The 15,184-nt window shown below is 36.1% G+C and carries 17 protein-coding genes; 3 read left to right on the top strand and 14 right to left on the bottom strand.

The annotated features are described in order from the left end of the window. Positions 1–16: 16 nt before the first annotated feature. The 3 genes from RBU60_RS07835 to RBU60_RS07825 all read left to right on the top strand — a co-directional run bounded on the left by RBU60_RS07835 (position 17) and on the right by RBU60_RS07825 (position 3,256). Complete coding sequence (locus tag RBU60_RS07835) at positions 17–2,332, top strand: M1 family metallopeptidase (protein ID WP_308864234.1); 2,316 nt, start codon at positions 17–19, stop codon at positions 2,330–2,332. Positions 2,333–2,401: 69 nt separating this feature from the next. Beyond that, positions 2,402–2,674, top strand: coding sequence for a Sec-independent protein translocase subunit TatA/TatB (locus tag RBU60_RS07830; RefSeq protein ID WP_308864233.1), 273 nt, complete (start codon positions 2,402–2,404; stop codon positions 2,672–2,674). 6 nt (positions 2,675–2,680) lie between these two features. Next, the gene (locus RBU60_RS07825) at positions 2,681–3,256 is read left to right on the top strand and encodes a phosphatase PAP2 family protein (protein ID WP_308864232.1); all 576 of its coding nucleotides are present in this window, start codon (positions 2,681–2,683) and stop codon (positions 3,254–3,256) included. On the opposite strand, the gene RBU60_RS07820 is transcribed toward RBU60_RS07825, so the two are convergent. The 14 genes from RBU60_RS07820 to trpA form a co-directional block, all read right to left on the bottom strand. After that, positions 3,233–3,874 (bottom strand): O-methyltransferase, encoded by a 642-nt coding sequence (locus tag RBU60_RS07820; protein WP_308864231.1) that lies wholly within the window; start codon positions 3,872–3,874, stop codon positions 3,233–3,235. The two genes, RBU60_RS07825 and RBU60_RS07820, sit on opposite strands and share 24 nt — an antisense overlap. Next, positions 3,874–4,956: an amidohydrolase family protein gene (locus tag RBU60_RS07815; RefSeq protein ID WP_308864230.1), complete on the bottom strand. Its 1,083-nt coding sequence runs from the start codon at positions 4,954–4,956 to the stop codon at positions 3,874–3,876. Before RBU60_RS07815 ends, RBU60_RS07820 begins: the two co-directional genes overlap by 1 nt. A 30-nt stretch (positions 4,957–4,986) precedes the next feature. Next, positions 4,987–6,435 (bottom strand): aldehyde dehydrogenase, encoded by a 1,449-nt coding sequence (locus tag RBU60_RS07810; RefSeq protein WP_308864229.1) that lies wholly within the window; start codon positions 6,433–6,435, stop codon positions 4,987–4,989. Next, complete coding sequence (locus RBU60_RS07805; protein WP_308864228.1) at positions 6,422–6,853, bottom strand: RidA family protein; 432 nt, start codon at positions 6,851–6,853, stop codon at positions 6,422–6,424. The genes RBU60_RS07810 and RBU60_RS07805 overlap by 14 nt, the downstream gene beginning before the upstream one ends. An 85-nt stretch (positions 6,854–6,938) precedes the next feature. Further along, a complete protein-coding gene (locus tag RBU60_RS07800) occupies positions 6,939–7,700 on the bottom strand; it encodes a 2-keto-4-pentenoate hydratase (protein ID WP_308864227.1) in 762 nt (253 codons plus the stop codon). Positions 7,701–7,727: 27 nt separating this feature from the next. Then, positions 7,728–9,125 carry an FAD-dependent oxidoreductase gene (locus tag RBU60_RS07795; RefSeq protein ID WP_308864226.1) on the bottom strand — a complete coding sequence of 466 codons (1,398 nt, stop codon included), beginning with the start codon at positions 9,123–9,125 and terminating at the stop codon, positions 7,728–7,730. 1 nt (position 9,126) lies between these two features. After that, a complete protein-coding gene (gene kynU, locus RBU60_RS07790) occupies positions 9,127–10,395 on the bottom strand; it encodes a kynureninase (RefSeq protein ID WP_308864224.1) in 1,269 nt (422 codons plus the stop codon). A gap of 80 nt (positions 10,396–10,475) precedes the next feature. Further along, positions 10,476–11,171: a hypothetical protein gene (locus RBU60_RS07785; protein ID WP_308864223.1), complete on the bottom strand. Its 696-nt coding sequence runs from the start codon at positions 11,169–11,171 to the stop codon at positions 10,476–10,478. 59 nt (positions 11,172–11,230) lie between these two features. Beyond that, positions 11,231–11,371: a hypothetical protein gene (locus tag RBU60_RS07780; RefSeq protein WP_308864221.1), complete on the bottom strand. Its 141-nt coding sequence runs from the start codon at positions 11,369–11,371 to the stop codon at positions 11,231–11,233. Positions 11,372–11,425: 54 nt separating this feature from the next. Then, on the bottom strand, positions 11,426–11,581 hold the full coding sequence (locus tag RBU60_RS07775; protein ID WP_308864220.1) for a lmo0937 family membrane protein: 156 nt from the start codon (positions 11,579–11,581) through the stop codon (positions 11,426–11,428). Between the two features lie 166 nt (positions 11,582–11,747). Continuing rightward, positions 11,748–11,993, bottom strand: coding sequence for a hypothetical protein (locus RBU60_RS07770; RefSeq protein WP_308864219.1), 246 nt, complete (start codon positions 11,991–11,993; stop codon positions 11,748–11,750). A 184-nt stretch (positions 11,994–12,177) separates the two neighbouring features. Beyond that, a complete protein-coding gene (locus RBU60_RS07765; protein WP_308864218.1) occupies positions 12,178–13,962 on the bottom strand; it encodes a vWA domain-containing protein in 1,785 nt (594 codons plus the stop codon). A 140-nt stretch (positions 13,963–14,102) separates the two neighbouring features. After that, positions 14,103–14,246, bottom strand: coding sequence for a hypothetical protein (locus RBU60_RS07760; protein ID WP_308864217.1), 144 nt, complete (start codon positions 14,244–14,246; stop codon positions 14,103–14,105). A gap of 112 nt (positions 14,247–14,358) precedes the next feature. After that, entirely contained in the window at positions 14,359–15,132 is a 774-nt protein-coding gene (gene trpA, locus RBU60_RS07755) for a tryptophan synthase subunit alpha (RefSeq protein WP_308864216.1), read from the bottom strand. Positions 15,133–15,184: the final 52 nt, after the last annotated feature.

Here is a 15,184-nt window from a genome sequence, read left to right as displayed (position 1 = left end):
ATTAAAACTATATTTCATGAATAGGAAACATTTTAAAATAGCAATCACCTTTATTCTTGCGATGGCAAGTGTGGCGGTTTTTGCTCAGGATGAGCCTGTAAAAAAAGAAGCAGAACAAGGACACACTAACACCAATAAATTTAGGCAGCTTTATCAAGAGTTTTCGACTCCTAACCAATATAGGACGGCTTCTGGAGCTCCAGGTCCTGCGTATTATCAAAATACAGCCGATTATGATATGGAAGTGGTTTTAGATGATAAAAATCAAAAAATAAGCGGAGAAGAAACGATCACATACACAAATAATTCTCCAGATAAGTTAGAATATTTATGGGTGCAATTAGATCAAAATATTCGAGCAAAAGACAGTAAAACCAAATTGCAGGATGGTAATGGAATCGGCGAAGTGAACCAGACAGGTCGTTTTGTTTCTCAATTTATAGAAGAACCTTTTGACGGTGGTTTTAACATAGAAAAGGTAACTCAAAACGGATTTCCGTTAAAATATACCATCAATCAAACGATGATGCGCATCGATCTTCCTAAGGTTTTAGAGTCTGGAGATAAGGTAGACTTTTCTATTAAATGGTGGTATAATATTAATGATCATGTAGTAAATAGAGGACGCTCTGGATATGAATATTTTGAGAAAGATGGAAATTACGCTTATATCATTGCTCAGTTCTTTCCAAGAATGGCGGTTTATAATGATGTTGAAGGATGGCAAAATTTTCAATTTTGGGGAGACGGAGAGTTTGCCTTACCCTTTGGAGATTATAAAGTGAAAATTACAGTTCCTGCAGATCACATAGTGGATGGTACAGGAAAGCTACAAAATCGGAAAAAAGTTTTTTCTAAAAAAATGATGAATCGCTACGAGCAGGCAAAAAAATCTTTTGATAAGCCTGTAGTGATCGTAAATCAACAGGAAGCAGAGAAAGCCGAAAAAGGTTTTTCTAATCGGACTAAAACCTGGGAGTTTGAAGCCAATATGGTTAGAGATTTTGCTTTTACGAGCTCTAGAAAGTACATCTGGGATATGCAAAACGTAAAAGTAGGAAATCGCGAAGTGATGGCGGTTTCTTTATATTCAAAGGAAGGTAATCCATTATGGGAAGAGTATTCTACCAAAGCGGTAGCACATACTTTAACGACCTATAGCGATATGACTTTTGATTATCCTTACCACAAAGCGATTTCGGTGCACGCCAAAAATCAAGGGATGGAATATCCTATGATTTGCTGGAACTATGGTCGTCCTAACGAAGATGGAACCTATAGCGAACGCACCAAATTTGGGATGGTGAGTGTTATTATTCACGAAGTAGGGCATAACTTTTTTCCCATGATTGTGAATAGTGACGAGCGTCAATGGGGTTGGATGGATGAAGGCTTAAATAGCTTTTTGCAATTTGTATCTGAACAGAAGTTTGGAAAAAGATACCCTGAAGCGATTAGTCCTTTAGAAAACTATCCGTCTAGAAGAGGAGAGCCTACAAAAATCACTAATTATATGAAAGGGAGTCAAGATTTTATCACTCCCATTATGAGCAATCCAGAGCAAGTTTTCCAATTAGGAAACAATGCTTATGGGAAACCAGCAACGGCTTTAAATATTTTGAGAGAAACCGTAATGGGGAAAGAAATGTTTGACCATGCCTTTAAAATTTACTCTAAAAGATGGATGTTTAAGCATCCTACGCCAGAAGATTTCTTTAGAACAATGGAAGATGCTTCAGGAATGGATCTAGACTGGTATTGGAGAGGTTGGTTTTATACTACCGACTATGTGGATATAGGTGTAGAAGATGTGAAATCGTACTATGTAACAGATCAGCCAACCAAAGCAGGTAAAAAAATGTTGGAACGCTACGGGGTGGAAGATCCTTCCCAAGTGGATGCATTATATGTAGTAGAAGAGGGTAGTGATGAGTATACTCCAGCGATGAAAAATAAATCTGCGGAAGAAAATGCGCCTAAGTTAAAATCTTTTATGATGGATAACTTTACGGAACAAGAGCGTCAACGTATGGATGTTCCTAAACACTTCTATCAAATTACATTTAATAAGCCAGGCGGACTGGTGATGCCTCTTATCGTGGAATATAACTATAAAGATGGTACTTCAGAACGAATGACTTACCCAGCACAAATTTGGAGAAAGAACGATAAAGAAGTAACTCGTGTATTGGCTACCAATAAAGAATTAGAGTCTGTAATAGTAGATCCAGATATGGAAACTGCAGATGTGGATACCTCCAACAATTCTTGGCCTCAAGAAGAAGGAACCAATGAGTTTGAAAAATTCAAAAAAGAAAAGACAAAAGGTTAATATGGAACTGATTTAATTTTTAAGCTGACTTTAACGAGTCAGCTTTTTTTTTCATGTTATATTTGTATCATGCAAATGATACCTTTATTTATAAGTGGTGCCGAGATAGCTTTTATCGTATTTATATTGGTAATGGTATTTGGCGCAGATAAAATCCCCGAAATCGCAAAAGGTTTAGGAAAAGGAATGCGTACTATCAAAGACGCGACCAATGATATCAAGACAGAGATTACCTCCAATAAACAAATTGGTGAAATGGGGGGTAAGAATATTAAGGAAGAAGTAGATAAGGTCAAAGAAGAGATTGATGAGATTACAGGTTCTATTCGTAGAAAGCTATAATCGGTTATGATTGGACAACTCAAGCAATGGGATCGGGATTTTTTTATTTATCTTAACGGGTTAGGAGGAGAACGCTTTGATAGCTTTTGGATTTTTATCACGCAAGAAGATACTTGGATTCCTCTTTATATTTTATTCTTCGTCTTAATTATCATTTCCCACAGCAGAAAGAATATTATTATTGGAGTGCTATCTTTTTTAGCAAGTTTTGCTCTTAGTTTTGGAGTAACGCGTGTGATTAAAGCTACTATAGCTAGAGCCAGACCCAATAATGTAACCGAGTTTAAAGATGTGATACGAATATTACAGGAACCAAGTTATTATAGCTTTGTTTCTGGACATACGTCTACCTCTGTTGCCATAACCACATTTTTAGTCTTAGTTTTAAGAAAACGTTGGAAATGGATTTACATCATTTACCTATGGCCGTTTCTATTCGCTATAAGTAGAGTTTACGTAGGAGTTCATTATCCCAGTGACTTAATAGGCGGAGCCATCGTAGGACTTATTTGTGCCTTTATTTGTTACCTGCTTTATAAAAAACTTATCGACACCAATTTAAAGTACCCGGGTAAGCGTTAATCCGTCTCTTATAGGCAGAAGTACAGTTTCTACTCTTGGATCTTCATTGATCATTTTATTGTAATGAAGTAAAGCTTCAGTATCTAAATCTCCTTTTTTTAAGGGTTCTATTATTTTTCCACTCCAAAGCACATTGTCGGATAAAATAATTCCTGCAGGATTCATTTTGGGTAAAATAATATCAAAATAATTAGGATAGTTTTGCTTATCGGCATCAATAAACACCAAATCGAAGTTTTCTTTTAAATCAGGAATAAGATCCAGGGCATCTCCTAAATGTTGATGAATTTGACTTCCCCAAGGAGAAAGATCAAAATATTTCCGCTGAAAATCAACCAACTCTTCATTCTTATCGATCGTATGTAAATTTCCATCAGTCTGCATTCCTTCCGCTAAGCATAACGCAGAATAACCTGTATAAGTGCCAATTTCCAGTATGTTTTTAGGCCGAATAAGTTTTGCAAGCATGCTTAAGACTCTCCCTTGAAAATGACCGCTTAACATGCGCGGTTGCAGGATTTTTTGAAAAGTCTCTCGGTGCAACCGCTGGAGCAATTCTGGTTCTTTTTGAGAATGTTGCTCTACATATTGATTAATTTCTTCTGATAAAAAATGCATTAGCCCAAAATACGTTTTACCAATTTATCTTTTGCTGCTTGATCATCACCACACAACCATTGGATCACATTATCTTCCCAAATATCATCACGTTGCTCTAGGGTCAAAATTTCTCTTTCTACCGCTAAGTCTAATATTTTACCTGGATAAGAAGATTGCTGCGCACTATCCATTTCCCCAAGTGGGTAAGGATCGTCTAAACCAGCAATAATTTGTTTTGGCTTTTGATTTTCTACCAATAATTTTAACGAACCGGTATCATGAACTAAAGTATCAAAAAAGATATTTTTATGACCTACAGATTTTCTAGGGTGTGTTTTGTCTTCAAACAAATCTGGTCGACCATCAAAACCTTGTATTCTTCTTCCTAAGTTAATTTGCGCTAACTGTCCGCCGTGAGCAAAACAAACCCGCATATTAGGGTATTTATCTGGGTAGCCATTTAGCGTTAAAAAGTGATACGCATCTGCACATTGGGCAAGCATCCATATCAAGTGAAAACGCCAAGAAGTATTCTCTAATAAAATAAATTTTTCTCCGTCATACGGATGTATTTCCACTGCCAAGTTATACTTACTCGCCATTTCAAAGATGGGTTCATTTTCTTCATCAAAAATACAACGCCACGTTCCAATACTATCCATATAGTGCGTAGGAAGACACAATAACTGCATTCCCAACTCCTCTACACAACGTTCAATTTCCCATAAAGCACCGCGAACAAAACCTGGATGAACCACAAACCCACATGTAAATTTTGAAGGGTGATCTCGTTGTACTTTGGCATTAAAATCATTCTGAAAACGCAAAGCTTTTTTCATCTCTTCCACGCGCAAACCATTTCCGTAAAGCTGGGAAAGGTTAAGAACTACCGCGTGATCAATATCATAACGCTCCATCCATTCCAACTTTTCGTCTAAAAAGAAACTAGAATCGGTGACGGGTCTTTTCCAATTCTTTTGAAGCATAAATTTACGTTCCTCATCTACCCAAAAAATTTCCTTCTCCTTCATAAAAGCGGGAATTTCGTGAGGGTAAGGTAATAAATGCGAGTGTCCGTTTATGCGAAGTTTCTTTTTCATAGGGTGGTGGGTTTAGGGTTGGTTAATGGGTTAGCTAGAATATTGTATGCAAATATTTTTGGGTTCGGTAAAAAATTCTAAAGCTTCAAAGCCGCCTTCACGACCTACTCCGCTGTCTTTTATACCGCCAAAAGGAGTTCTCAAATCTCTGTTGAGCCAAGTATTCACCCAAACAATTCCGGTTTCCAGGCTATTGCTAAGTCGCATGGTTCTGTTAAGGTCGTTGGTCCAAACTGTAGCCGAAAGTCCGTAACGTACATCGTTGGCTAAAGCTAAGGCTTCTTTTTCTGAAGAGAAAGGCATTATCGTAACTACCGGACCAAAAATTTCTTGTTGGTTGAGGTCACAAGAATTGCTTTTTACTTCGATGACTGTAGGCTCTAGGTAGTAGCCATTTTCATGATCTTTTACCTTTACCTTATTTCCGCCACATAAAATAGTAGCTTCTTGTTGAGGTGCACTTTGAATGTGCTTGTACACTTTTTCTAAATGTTCTTTAGAAACCAAAGCGCCTAAATTGCTGGATGCTTCAGAAGGTGGCCCCACTTTCAACTCTTTGACAGCCGCTACAAAATCGGTTTTAAATTTCTCATAGATACTTTCTTCTACAAAAATTCGGCTTCCGCAAAGGCAAATTTGTCCTTGATTAGCAAAAGAAGATCTTAATGTAGTTTGCAGCATTTTATCATAATCGCAATCAGCAAAAATGAGGTTAGGATTTTTTCCGCCAAGTTCTAAAGATAATTTTTTAAACATAGGCGCTGCAGTTCTAGCAATCATTTTTCCGGTTTTGGTTCCTCCCGTAAAAGATATAGCCTTAATTTCTGGATGTTCTACAATCGCTTGCCCTGTATCTGGACCTGTCCCGTGAACAATATTTAACACGCCCTCTGGTAAACTGGTTTCCTGACAAATTTTACTGAGTAAATACGCGGTCATGGGCGTGATTTCACTCGGTTTAGCCACGACACAATTCCCTGCAGCTAGAGCTGGCGCTATTTTCCAAGAGAATAAATAAAGTGGAAGATTCCACGGAGAAATACAACCTACTATGCCCACAGGTTTTTTTAACGTAAAATTGATGCTGTTGGTACCCACAGTTTCGTGAGATTTACTGGCAAATTGTGTAATCGCTTGGGCGTAAAATCTAAAGTTGCTTATCGCACGCGGGATGTCAACCGTTAAGGCTAAACTCAAAGGTTTTCCGTTATCTAATGATTCTGCTTCCGCGAAAGCGATTAGATTCTCTTCAATTTTATCGGCGATTTCATGAAGTGCTTTACTGCGTTGCTCGATCGTATATTTTGACCAAATAGGAAAAGCTTCTTTTGCGGCTTCTAATGCTTGCTCTACATCTTTTGCATTGCTGGCAGGGATTTTTGAGTAGACTTCCCCTTTGGCAGGATTGTAATTATCCAACCATTGGTCGCCTAAAGGCTTTTGAAGCTTACCGCCAATAAAATTTTTAATGTCCTGCATAAGCTTGCTTTTTATAAGCCATAACCTTTATTTCTACCAATAAATGAGGATGTGGTAATTGGTGAACGGCAACGGTGGTTCTAGTAGGGCCAGTTTCGGGCTCAAAGAATTCGCCGTAAGTTTCATTGTAACCTTTAAAATCGTTCATATTTACCAAAAAGCTGGTCACGTCTACCACATCTTTTAAACTCGAGCCTTCTTGTTGAAGAATACTATCAATATTCTCTAAAACCGCTGCGGTTTGTTTTTTGATATCTAGACTTGTGGTTCCCATTTCGTCTACTTCTACGCCTGCAAAAGTATTATCTGCGCGACGCGAACTGGTTCCTGAAACAAAGATAAAATCACCCACTTTTCTTATGTGTGGGTATTTTCCTCTTGGTGTTGCTTTTCCTTCAATTACTTTCCCTTTATCCATAATTATATCTTGTAAAGTACTAGAGATTTTAATCAAAAAGAGGTTCCTTTTAAAAAACCTACTTTCTATATCTAAAGTCTAATTCTTATTTTGTTTGAAATGAAATATTTCCTAATTCCTCCACTTGCGCTTCTACATGCTGATTCTTTTCTAAATAAACCGCTGCAGTCGCCGCACCAGCCAGTACAACTTGACCTTCTTGAATTATGATTCCTGCTTTAGAAGCTAAACGGCTTAATTCTACTAAAGATTGAAGCGGATTGTTAAGTATCGCCGAGGTTTTCCCTGATTGTACAACGTGCGTATCAATACGTAAATCGATATCTAAATCGGAAATTTCTGTATTTAAATCTAACCAATCGCCAATTACATATCCTGTGGAAGAGCAATTATCTGCCACCACATCTTCTAAAGAAAATTTAAAATTTTCGTACCTAGAATCTATAATTTCTAAGGCTGGAGCCATCGCATCTACATACTTGTGAATCTCTTTTAAACCAATAGACTCTTCAATGTCTTTAGAGATCCTAAACGCGATTTCTGGTTCTGCTCTTGGATGAATCCATCGGTCTAAATTCACTTCTTCTTGAGGTTTTAATTCCATTTCATCGGTTAAAATTCCCCAAATAAGATCGTGAACTCCCATTTGCTCCATTTTTGCACGCGAGGTAAATCCTAGTTTAAATCCTGTGATTTTCTCTCCGCGATCCAAACGTCTATTGATAGAATGGCGTTGTATTTCATACGCGTCTTCTAAGGAGAAGTCGTGTTTCTCGCCCATTTGTTGGATTGCGGTTGCATCTTTTGCGGCTTGATCGAGTATTTTTGCAATTTCTTCGTTATTCATAGTGGGTGGCTTTTACTGTTTTTAAAACTAATTTGTTTTTAAAACGGCATCTTCTTCTAATATTTCTTGCGTTTCTTTATTCACTAAATGAAGTTTTTCTTGTAAAGAAGCGTCTTCATTTATTTTATCCTGCGCCAATAAGTTAAGAATGGCTTTGTCTTGTGCTCTTCCTTTTTTAAGCGCTTCTGAGTAGCTAATGTTTTCCTGAAAAGTCACTAATCGGTATTTTGAAGCATATTCTTTAGGAAACTCTTGCTCAAAAGCAGTTTCTAATTTTCTTTTTTTCTGAAATATAGGTGCCGCGGTGTGCTCCTTCATTTCGTGAAAATTATCAATCGCCAATTCAGCAATCGCATCGGTGTCTACTTTTCTCTTTTTCTGATATTCTTTGAAAACCTTATTCCAGTCTCCTTCATAAAGATCTAAAATTTCATCGAAGACAACCACATCTTCAAAAGAAGCATTCATACCCTGTCCGTAAAACGGAACAATAGCATGAGCAGAATCTCCCAATAACATCACTTTTCCAAAGCTATTCCAAGGAGAACATTTTACCGTTCCTAACGGACTTGTAGGGTTGTTGAAAAAGTCTTCAGTTAAAGTTGGCATATGCGCTGCCGCGGAAGGATACATTTTTTCAAAATAAGCTTTCACCTTTTCTGGAGTGTCTAAATTTTTAAAATTATGCTCTCCTTCTTCGTAAGATAAAAATAGAGTCACGGTAAAACTTCCGTCAAGGTTAGGAAGCGCAATCACCATATTTTCTCCTCTAGGCCAAATATGTAAAGCGTTCTTTTCTATTCTAAAACCTCCATCTTTTCCGGCAGGAATAGTGAGTTCTTTATAACCGTGCGACAAATAATCTTGTGAAAAACTAAATAAGAACAAATGATCGTCTAGCATGCTTTTTCTAACCACAGAACCTGCGCCATCCGTACCAAATATAACATCAGCTTGGATGGTAGATTTTTCTTTAGTATTAAAATCTTCAAAAGTAGCTTTGGCATTTTGTAAATCTACATCGATGCAAGCTTGATTGAATTGAGTACTTAGGTGAGGCATTTTTTCGGCTTCATCCAGTAACAAAGCATTTAAATCTGACCTAGAAATGGAGTTGATGTATTCTGATTCTAATCCGCTGTAGCGTGATAAAAATTCTTCTTGTTCTAGGTTATGAATCATTCTTCCGTGCATGGGAATACACAAATCTTTTGCTTTTCCTTTTAATCCGACGAGATTCATGGCTTTTATACCACGATCTGAAAATGCTAAATTGATGGATCTTCCTGCAGAAATATCGGTGCTTCTTAAATCGGGTCTTTTTTCAACTAAGCTTACTTTATAACCTCTTTGGGCTAATCTTAAAGCGAAAAGACTTCCGCAAAGACCGGCGCCAATAACTAGAATATGTTCTTGTTCTTTCATATTACTTTAGTAATTTTTTTAAGATTTGAACCATACCAAACACATCTTGGTAAGAATTGTAGAGTGGGATAGGGGCAATCCTAATCACATTAGGCTCTCTCCAATCACTGATTACTCCAGCGTTCATCAAATCGTTAAATAATTGTTTGGTTACTCCTTTTAGCTTGATCGAGATTTGTGAACCTCGCTCTTGCGGATTTGTAGGCGTAATCAACTCTATGCGATCGTCCTTAATTTGGTGTAATAAATATTCTAAAAAGCCAGTAAGTTTTACGGCTTTTTCTCTAATGTTATCAAACCCTGCTTCATCAAACACATCTAAAGAAGCTCTAATGGCTGCCATAGATAAAATAGGCGGATTGCTTAATTGCCAACCTTCGGCTCCGGGAATAGGATCAAAATCGTGGCGCATATTAAAACGGGTAGATTTGTTGTGCCCCCACCAACCGGCAAATCGTTTTAGGTTTTTATCGTAGGCGTGTTTTTCGTGCACAAAACAGCCTCCCACACTTCCGGGACCACTATTTAGGTATTTATAACTACACCAAACAGCAAAATCTGCGCCGCTATCGTGAAGCTGCGGCTGAATATTTCCTGCTCCGTGAGCCAAATCAAAACCAACCTTACAATTGTATTGGTGTGCTAACTGAGTGATTTCTTTGATTGGAAAAGATTGTCCCGTATAATAATTAGTGGTTCCAATCATCACCAAAGCAATTTCATCACCTTGCTCTTTCATGATTTTCTCTAAATCTTCCAATCGGCATAACTCTTCTCCTTCTCTGGGTTTCCATAAGATAAGTCCATCTTTAGGATTTATATTGTGTAGTTTCAATTGGGATTCTACCGCATATTTATCTGAAGGGAAAGCATCACTTTCTATAAGAATTTTATATTTTTTTGAAGTAGGACGAAAAAAGCTCACCATCATCAAATGAAGGTTGACGCTTAGCGTATTCATCATGACTACTTCACTAGGTTTTGCACCTACGATTTTAGCCATTTTTTCGGATAAAAATTCGTGATAAGGCATCCAAGGATGTTTTGCTTGGGTATGCCCTTCTACGCCTAAATTGGCCCAGTCGGTTAATTCTTCTTGAAGGTATTCTTTGGTTTTTTTGGGTTGTAAGCCTAATGAATTTCCGCAAAGGTAAATTTGCTGAGAACCATCTGGATTAGTAGGGATATGAAATTGGTTTCTAAAATCTGCTAAAGGATCTTTTTGATCTAATTCTTTAGCAAATTCTAAAGTGTTTTTGTAGTTAGTCATTGTCAATTATTTTCTAAACAGGTGGGTTTACCACAAATTTAGCAATAATTAATGAGTGTTCTACATAAATGGAAACTCAATTACCGAATTGATACTTTAGTGAAGTAAAGTTTAAAATTACCAGTGCTATCTTGATGCATTTTAGCAAATTTGATACCTTTTTGAGTTTCGTAGTCTTCCCAAGTGCTAATTATGCGAGGTTCTTTATTACCACCAGGATAATACGCCCATTCTTTTATCATGTAATTAGCATCGAAATAGACTTTATAAAGATCTCCAGGGGTGTAACCGTCTTCTGAATTATAATCTATCGTTAATTCAGTGACTTTTTCACTCTTAAGCGGAGAGCTTATATTCTCTTTCGTAGAATGTTTAAAACCATCATCCCAAATGAGTTGAAATGGAAATAACAACCAATATTTATCATTGACAAAAGCTTGATCTGCTTTCATTAAAGTAGAGTCTTTTTCTACTTGATTGGTATGATATTCTAGGGTATCATTAGAAGCTAACATTTTTACTTTGTCCTCTTTAGGCTTCCATTCCCAAGACCTTTCAAAATGTGTGGTATCTCGATCTACATTAAATGTAAAGGAGACCTTATCCACATTTTCCCATTCTTGAAAACCATTGGCATTGGCTATTTTTTGGAGTAACGAAATCTTTCTAAGTTCTTGGTTTTGAGTTTCTTCTGTTTTGTTTTTTGCTGATTCTTCGCAACTCACTAGAACGAAAGTGAAAATTGCGATAAAGGGAAGAAGTAGTGTTTTTTTCATGGGTGTTTTTCTTAATAGAAAGGTAAAAAAAAGCCTCTACTTTTAGAGGCTTTTTCAATTTAATCTACTGCATCACCAACATCGTCAGCAACGTCTTCAATATCGTCTGCTATTTTATCTCCTGTGTCTCTACAACTTACAAAAGCTGTTGATAAGAGTCCTACTGCAAATAGTCCTAAAAATAATTTCTTGAAATTCATAATTTAAAATTTTAGTTGTTAAAGTTATAAAGTTAATACTTTCAAAGTTAATATTTAAACATTTCTTCCTGTAATAAGCTTATAGATAATCAAAATAACAGCTAATACAATCAAGATGTGTACAATACCTCCCAAATCTGGGAAGGCAACAAAACCTACAAGCCACCCTATCACTAAAATTACTACAATCAGCCAAACTAAATCTCTCATAATGTTTTTTCTTTGTTAGTTAGTATGAAGTAAATGTAAATAAATAAGCAGTTGAGTAAATTATATTTAACGAGTAATTAACTACAGTTTAGTAATAATTTTAGATTTAAGGAAGCTTATTTGCTGTACTGCTGATTTTTTGATAGAAAATATACAAATATTTTGTTTAATTTTCATTTTCAATTTTGTTAATCCTCATTTCATAATCTTCTAAAGCTTCTCTTACTCCATCTACATTGTCTGAGGATTTTTGATGTGCATCTTCCATCACTTTTTCTAGTTTTTTATCGGGATGCTGAAATAAATCTGTAATGACATGATTAATTTTATCTATAATACTTTCCTGACTGTTTTTTATGTCTTCCAGTTTATTTAAAACCGAACGCATATGGTCTAATTTTTCTTGATCCATCTTTTAAGTTTTTTAAGGTTAGCAATAAATCTAAGATTTTTGTCATCTCTTAAATGCCTAATTAACCATTTTTTAGGAATTTAAAGCTTGATATGTTAAAAAAGCTTTTCTTATAATGAATAAAAAAAGACCCGAGCAATTTCAGGTCTTTAGTTATAGGGTTCGAAATGCTTAATGTAAAATTCTATTGTGATGCTCTCACCAAACGAATAAACTCTGCTTTATAGCCTTCTTCATCGTTCCCTTTTCCTTCTTTGGCTAAGTCTTGAATAGTTTCGTATGTTGTGTTTTCTATATATTCTGAATCTCTTAGTTTCATACCAAACATAGCTACAGCTGAAGCGAATTTAAAATCCGCGGAAGCCTTATTTTTATTGAGTTCTTTAGCGGAAACCACGTGTTCAATCAGCTTACTTTGGTCTCCGTCGGGTAGTTTATATCTAAATTTAACCGTAAATAAGTCTTTTTGTTTGTTAACTGATTTCTTCTCGCTGTATTTTAAATCGTCAATATCTTTTAACCATTTACTTTTAACGCCTGTGGGAATGATTTCGTAAAGCGCCGTTACCGTGTGGCCGCTTCCTAATTCTCCCGCGTCTTTTTTATCATCGTTAAAGTCTTCATCATTCAACAATCGGTTTTCGTAACCTATAAGTCGGTAGGCTTGCACAAAAGTAGGATTGAACTCCACCTGAATTTTCACATCTTTAGCAATGGTATACAGTGTACCTCCAAATTCGGTTCCTAAGATGCGCTGCGCTTCTTGCATGGTATCAATATAAGCGTGATTTCCGTTACCTTTATCTGCTAAAGTTTCCATTTTACTATCTTGGTAATTCCCCATACCAAAACCTAAGCAAGTTAGAAAGACTCCGCTATTTCTTTTCTCTACAATCAAGTCTTGCATCGCTCGGTCACTGCTCGCTCCCACATTAAAATCACCATCGGTGGCTAGGATAACACGGTTGTTTCCGTTTTTGATAAAGTTTTCTTCCGCAGTTTTATAAGCCAAAATAATTCCTTGTCCGCCAGCGGTAGAACCTCCAGCATTCAAATTATCTAAGGCATCCATAATTTTATTTTTATCATCACCAGAAGTAGGAGGTAGGACTAATCCTGCGGCCCCAGCATAAGTGACAATACTAATTTTGTCTTCGTCCCGAAGTTGGTTGACCAGCAATTTAAAAGCCGATTTTAATAAGGGAAGTTTATTTTGGGAATTCATAGATCCCGAAACATCGATGAGAAACACTAAGTTAGAAGGCGGAATGTCGTCCATAGGAACGGTTTTTCCTTGGAGTCCTATTTTAATGAGTTTGCTGTTTTTATTCCACGGGGTGGTATTTACTTCGGTGTTGATAGAAAAGGGGTGTTTTCCTTGAGGTTTCGGATAATTGTAATGAAAATAATTAATCATTTCTTCAATTTTTACTGCATCTTTAGGGACTTCTTGTCCGTTATTAACCATGCGTCTCACATTGCTATAACCCGCTTTGTCTACATCTATAGAAAAAGTGGAAAGCGGAGAAGCTTTCACCATTTTAAACGTGTTTTCTTCAATTCCTTTATAAGATTCGCGATGAGTTGTATTAGGGTAAGGTCTAATGGGCTGTCTATGAATAGCAATCCCACGAACTTCTTTTTCCATAGCCATATCTGTTTGCACTACGACTTCTTCTAATGCTCCTGAAGGTTCTAAACTCACGTTTATAATATTTTTAGTGGTCACTTTATGAGTTTCGGTTTTAAAACCGATGTAACTAAAAACAAGAATATCTCCTTTCTTAGCTTCAATACTATAGTTTCCATCAAAATCGGTTAAGGTGCCAGAAGTGTTTCCTTGTATAATTATTTGAACGCTGGGAAGAGGGGCACCAGAATTATCGGTTATTTTTCCGGTAATGCTTTTGGCGCAAAGAGAGTCTAAAGTGAGTAGCGAGAAACTTAGAAATAAGAGTAGATTTTTCATAATAGAGTGGATTTACCTTTATCATATCAATAAATCTGCCAAAATAAAAAAGCTATCTAAAATCAAAAGACAAGAATTTAAGGTTAAACGCTCGTGGTTTGCTTTCTAGATAGCTTTTAAAACATAATTTGAATGAAAAATTATTCTTTGTTTTGTTGTCCTTTAATGGTCTTTTCATCGATGTATACTTTATTCGTTTTCTCGTTTCTATCTCCAAACTCTCCTAAAGGATTATCTACGTCTTTATGCTTTCTTTCTCTATGCTTATCTTCAATACGTCCCATAATGTTATTATTTTAGTTCAATTTAAAGATAACTCATCGCAAAAGTCATTTGTATTAAAACACTTGTAATTTCTTGTTAAGCATTTGTGAAGTAGTGAGGTTGGTCTGAGGTTTATTTTTTAAGAGAATTAAATTTACGTGTAAAAGTATCTATTTGCTGAATTGAATTTTCTCTTAAGAAATTTACAAAAGCAGAACCTATAATTGCTCCATTTGCAAATTTGGTTGCCTGAAAAAAACTTTCTTGATGACGAATTCCAAAGCCAACAATTTGTGGGGCTTTTAATTTCAGGTTATGAATACGTTCAAAATAATGAAGCTGTTCTTTTCCAAAACTATTCTTTCCTCCAGTTACACTTGCCGAACTTACCATATAGATAAAACCTTTAGAAATGGCATCAATTTTTCTAATACGTACTTCAGAAGTTTGTGGGGTGATGAGAAAAATATTTAAAAGCCCATAATTTTTAAAAATAGAGTGATACTCTTCTTCATAGACTTCTAGAGGAAGATCTGGAATTATAAGTCCGTCAATACCAATTTCTTTACATTTTTTACAAAATTTCTCTACCCCATATTGAAAAATAGGATTAAAATAACCCATAATTAATAAAGGAATTTTTACGCTTTCGCGGATATCTTTAAGTTGCTCAAAAAGAATTTTGGTAGTCATTCCGTTCTTGAGAGCTTTCGTAGAAATTGACTGTATGGTTGGTCCATCTGCTAGCGGATCACTAAAAGGTAAACCAATCTCTATCATGTCTACTCCATTCTCTTCTAGAGATTTGATAATAGATACCGTATCCTCTAAATTAGGGAAACCTGCTGTAAAATATATAGAGAGAATCTTTTTGTTATGCTGTAATCGTGTTTGTATTCTATTCATTACTGTTGTTTTTTTGCGTTAGGGGTAGAAGCGGTATCCTTTTGCGTTGAAA

It is taken from the genome of Mesonia profundi, assembly GCF_031085155.1.
GTDB lineage: Bacteria > Bacteroidota > Bacteroidia > Flavobacteriales > Flavobacteriaceae > Mesonia > Mesonia profundi.
Note: the sequence above shows the minus strand (reverse complement) of the source record. Positions and strands in the feature narration are given on the sequence as shown.

Excerpts from the sequence above, each read along its gene's own strand:
- RBU60_RS07835 (WP_308864234.1), top strand. The coding sequence starts at position 17 with ATGAATAGGAAACATTTTAAAATAGCAATCACCTTTATTCTTGCGATG.
- RBU60_RS07830 (WP_308864233.1), top strand. The coding sequence starts at position 2,402 with ATGCAAATGATACCTTTATTTATAAGTGGTGCCGAGATAGCTTTTATC.
- RBU60_RS07825 (WP_308864232.1), top strand. The coding sequence starts at position 2,681 with ATGATTGGACAACTCAAGCAATGGGATCGGGATTTTTTTATTTATCTT.
- RBU60_RS07820 (WP_308864231.1), bottom strand. The coding sequence starts at position 3,874 with ATGCATTTTTTATCAGAAGAAATTAATCAATATGTAGAGCAACATTCT.
- RBU60_RS07815 (WP_308864230.1), bottom strand. The coding sequence starts at position 4,956 with ATGAAAAAGAAACTTCGCATAAACGGACACTCGCATTTATTACCTTAC.
- RBU60_RS07810 (WP_308864229.1), bottom strand. The coding sequence starts at position 6,435 with ATGCAGGACATTAAAAATTTTATTGGCGGTAAGCTTCAAAAGCCTTTA.
- RBU60_RS07805 (WP_308864228.1), bottom strand. The coding sequence starts at position 6,853 with ATGGATAAAGGGAAAGTAATTGAAGGAAAAGCAACACCAAGAGGAAAA.
- RBU60_RS07800 (WP_308864227.1), bottom strand. The coding sequence starts at position 7,700 with ATGAATAACGAAGAAATTGCAAAAATACTCGATCAAGCCGCAAAAGAT.
- RBU60_RS07795 (WP_308864226.1), bottom strand. The coding sequence starts at position 9,125 with ATGAAAGAACAAGAACATATTCTAGTTATTGGCGCCGGTCTTTGCGGA.
- kynU (WP_308864224.1), bottom strand. The coding sequence starts at position 10,395 with ATGACTAACTACAAAAACACTTTAGAATTTGCTAAAGAATTAGATCAA.
- RBU60_RS07785 (WP_308864223.1), bottom strand. The coding sequence starts at position 11,171 with ATGAAAAAAACACTACTTCTTCCCTTTATCGCAATTTTCACTTTCGTT.
- RBU60_RS07780 (WP_308864221.1), bottom strand. The coding sequence starts at position 11,371 with ATGAATTTCAAGAAATTATTTTTAGGACTATTTGCAGTAGGACTCTTA.
- RBU60_RS07775 (WP_308864220.1), bottom strand. The coding sequence starts at position 11,581 with ATGAGAGATTTAGTTTGGCTGATTGTAGTAATTTTAGTGATAGGGTGG.
- RBU60_RS07770 (WP_308864219.1), bottom strand. The coding sequence starts at position 11,993 with ATGGATCAAGAAAAATTAGACCATATGCGTTCGGTTTTAAATAAACTG.
- RBU60_RS07765 (WP_308864218.1), bottom strand. The coding sequence starts at position 13,962 with ATGAAAAATCTACTCTTATTTCTAAGTTTCTCGCTACTCACTTTAGAC.
- RBU60_RS07760 (WP_308864217.1), bottom strand. The coding sequence starts at position 14,246 with ATGGGACGTATTGAAGATAAGCATAGAGAAAGAAAGCATAAAGACGTA.
- trpA (WP_308864216.1), bottom strand. The coding sequence starts at position 15,132 with ATGAATAGAATACAAACACGATTACAGCATAACAAAAAGATTCTCTCT.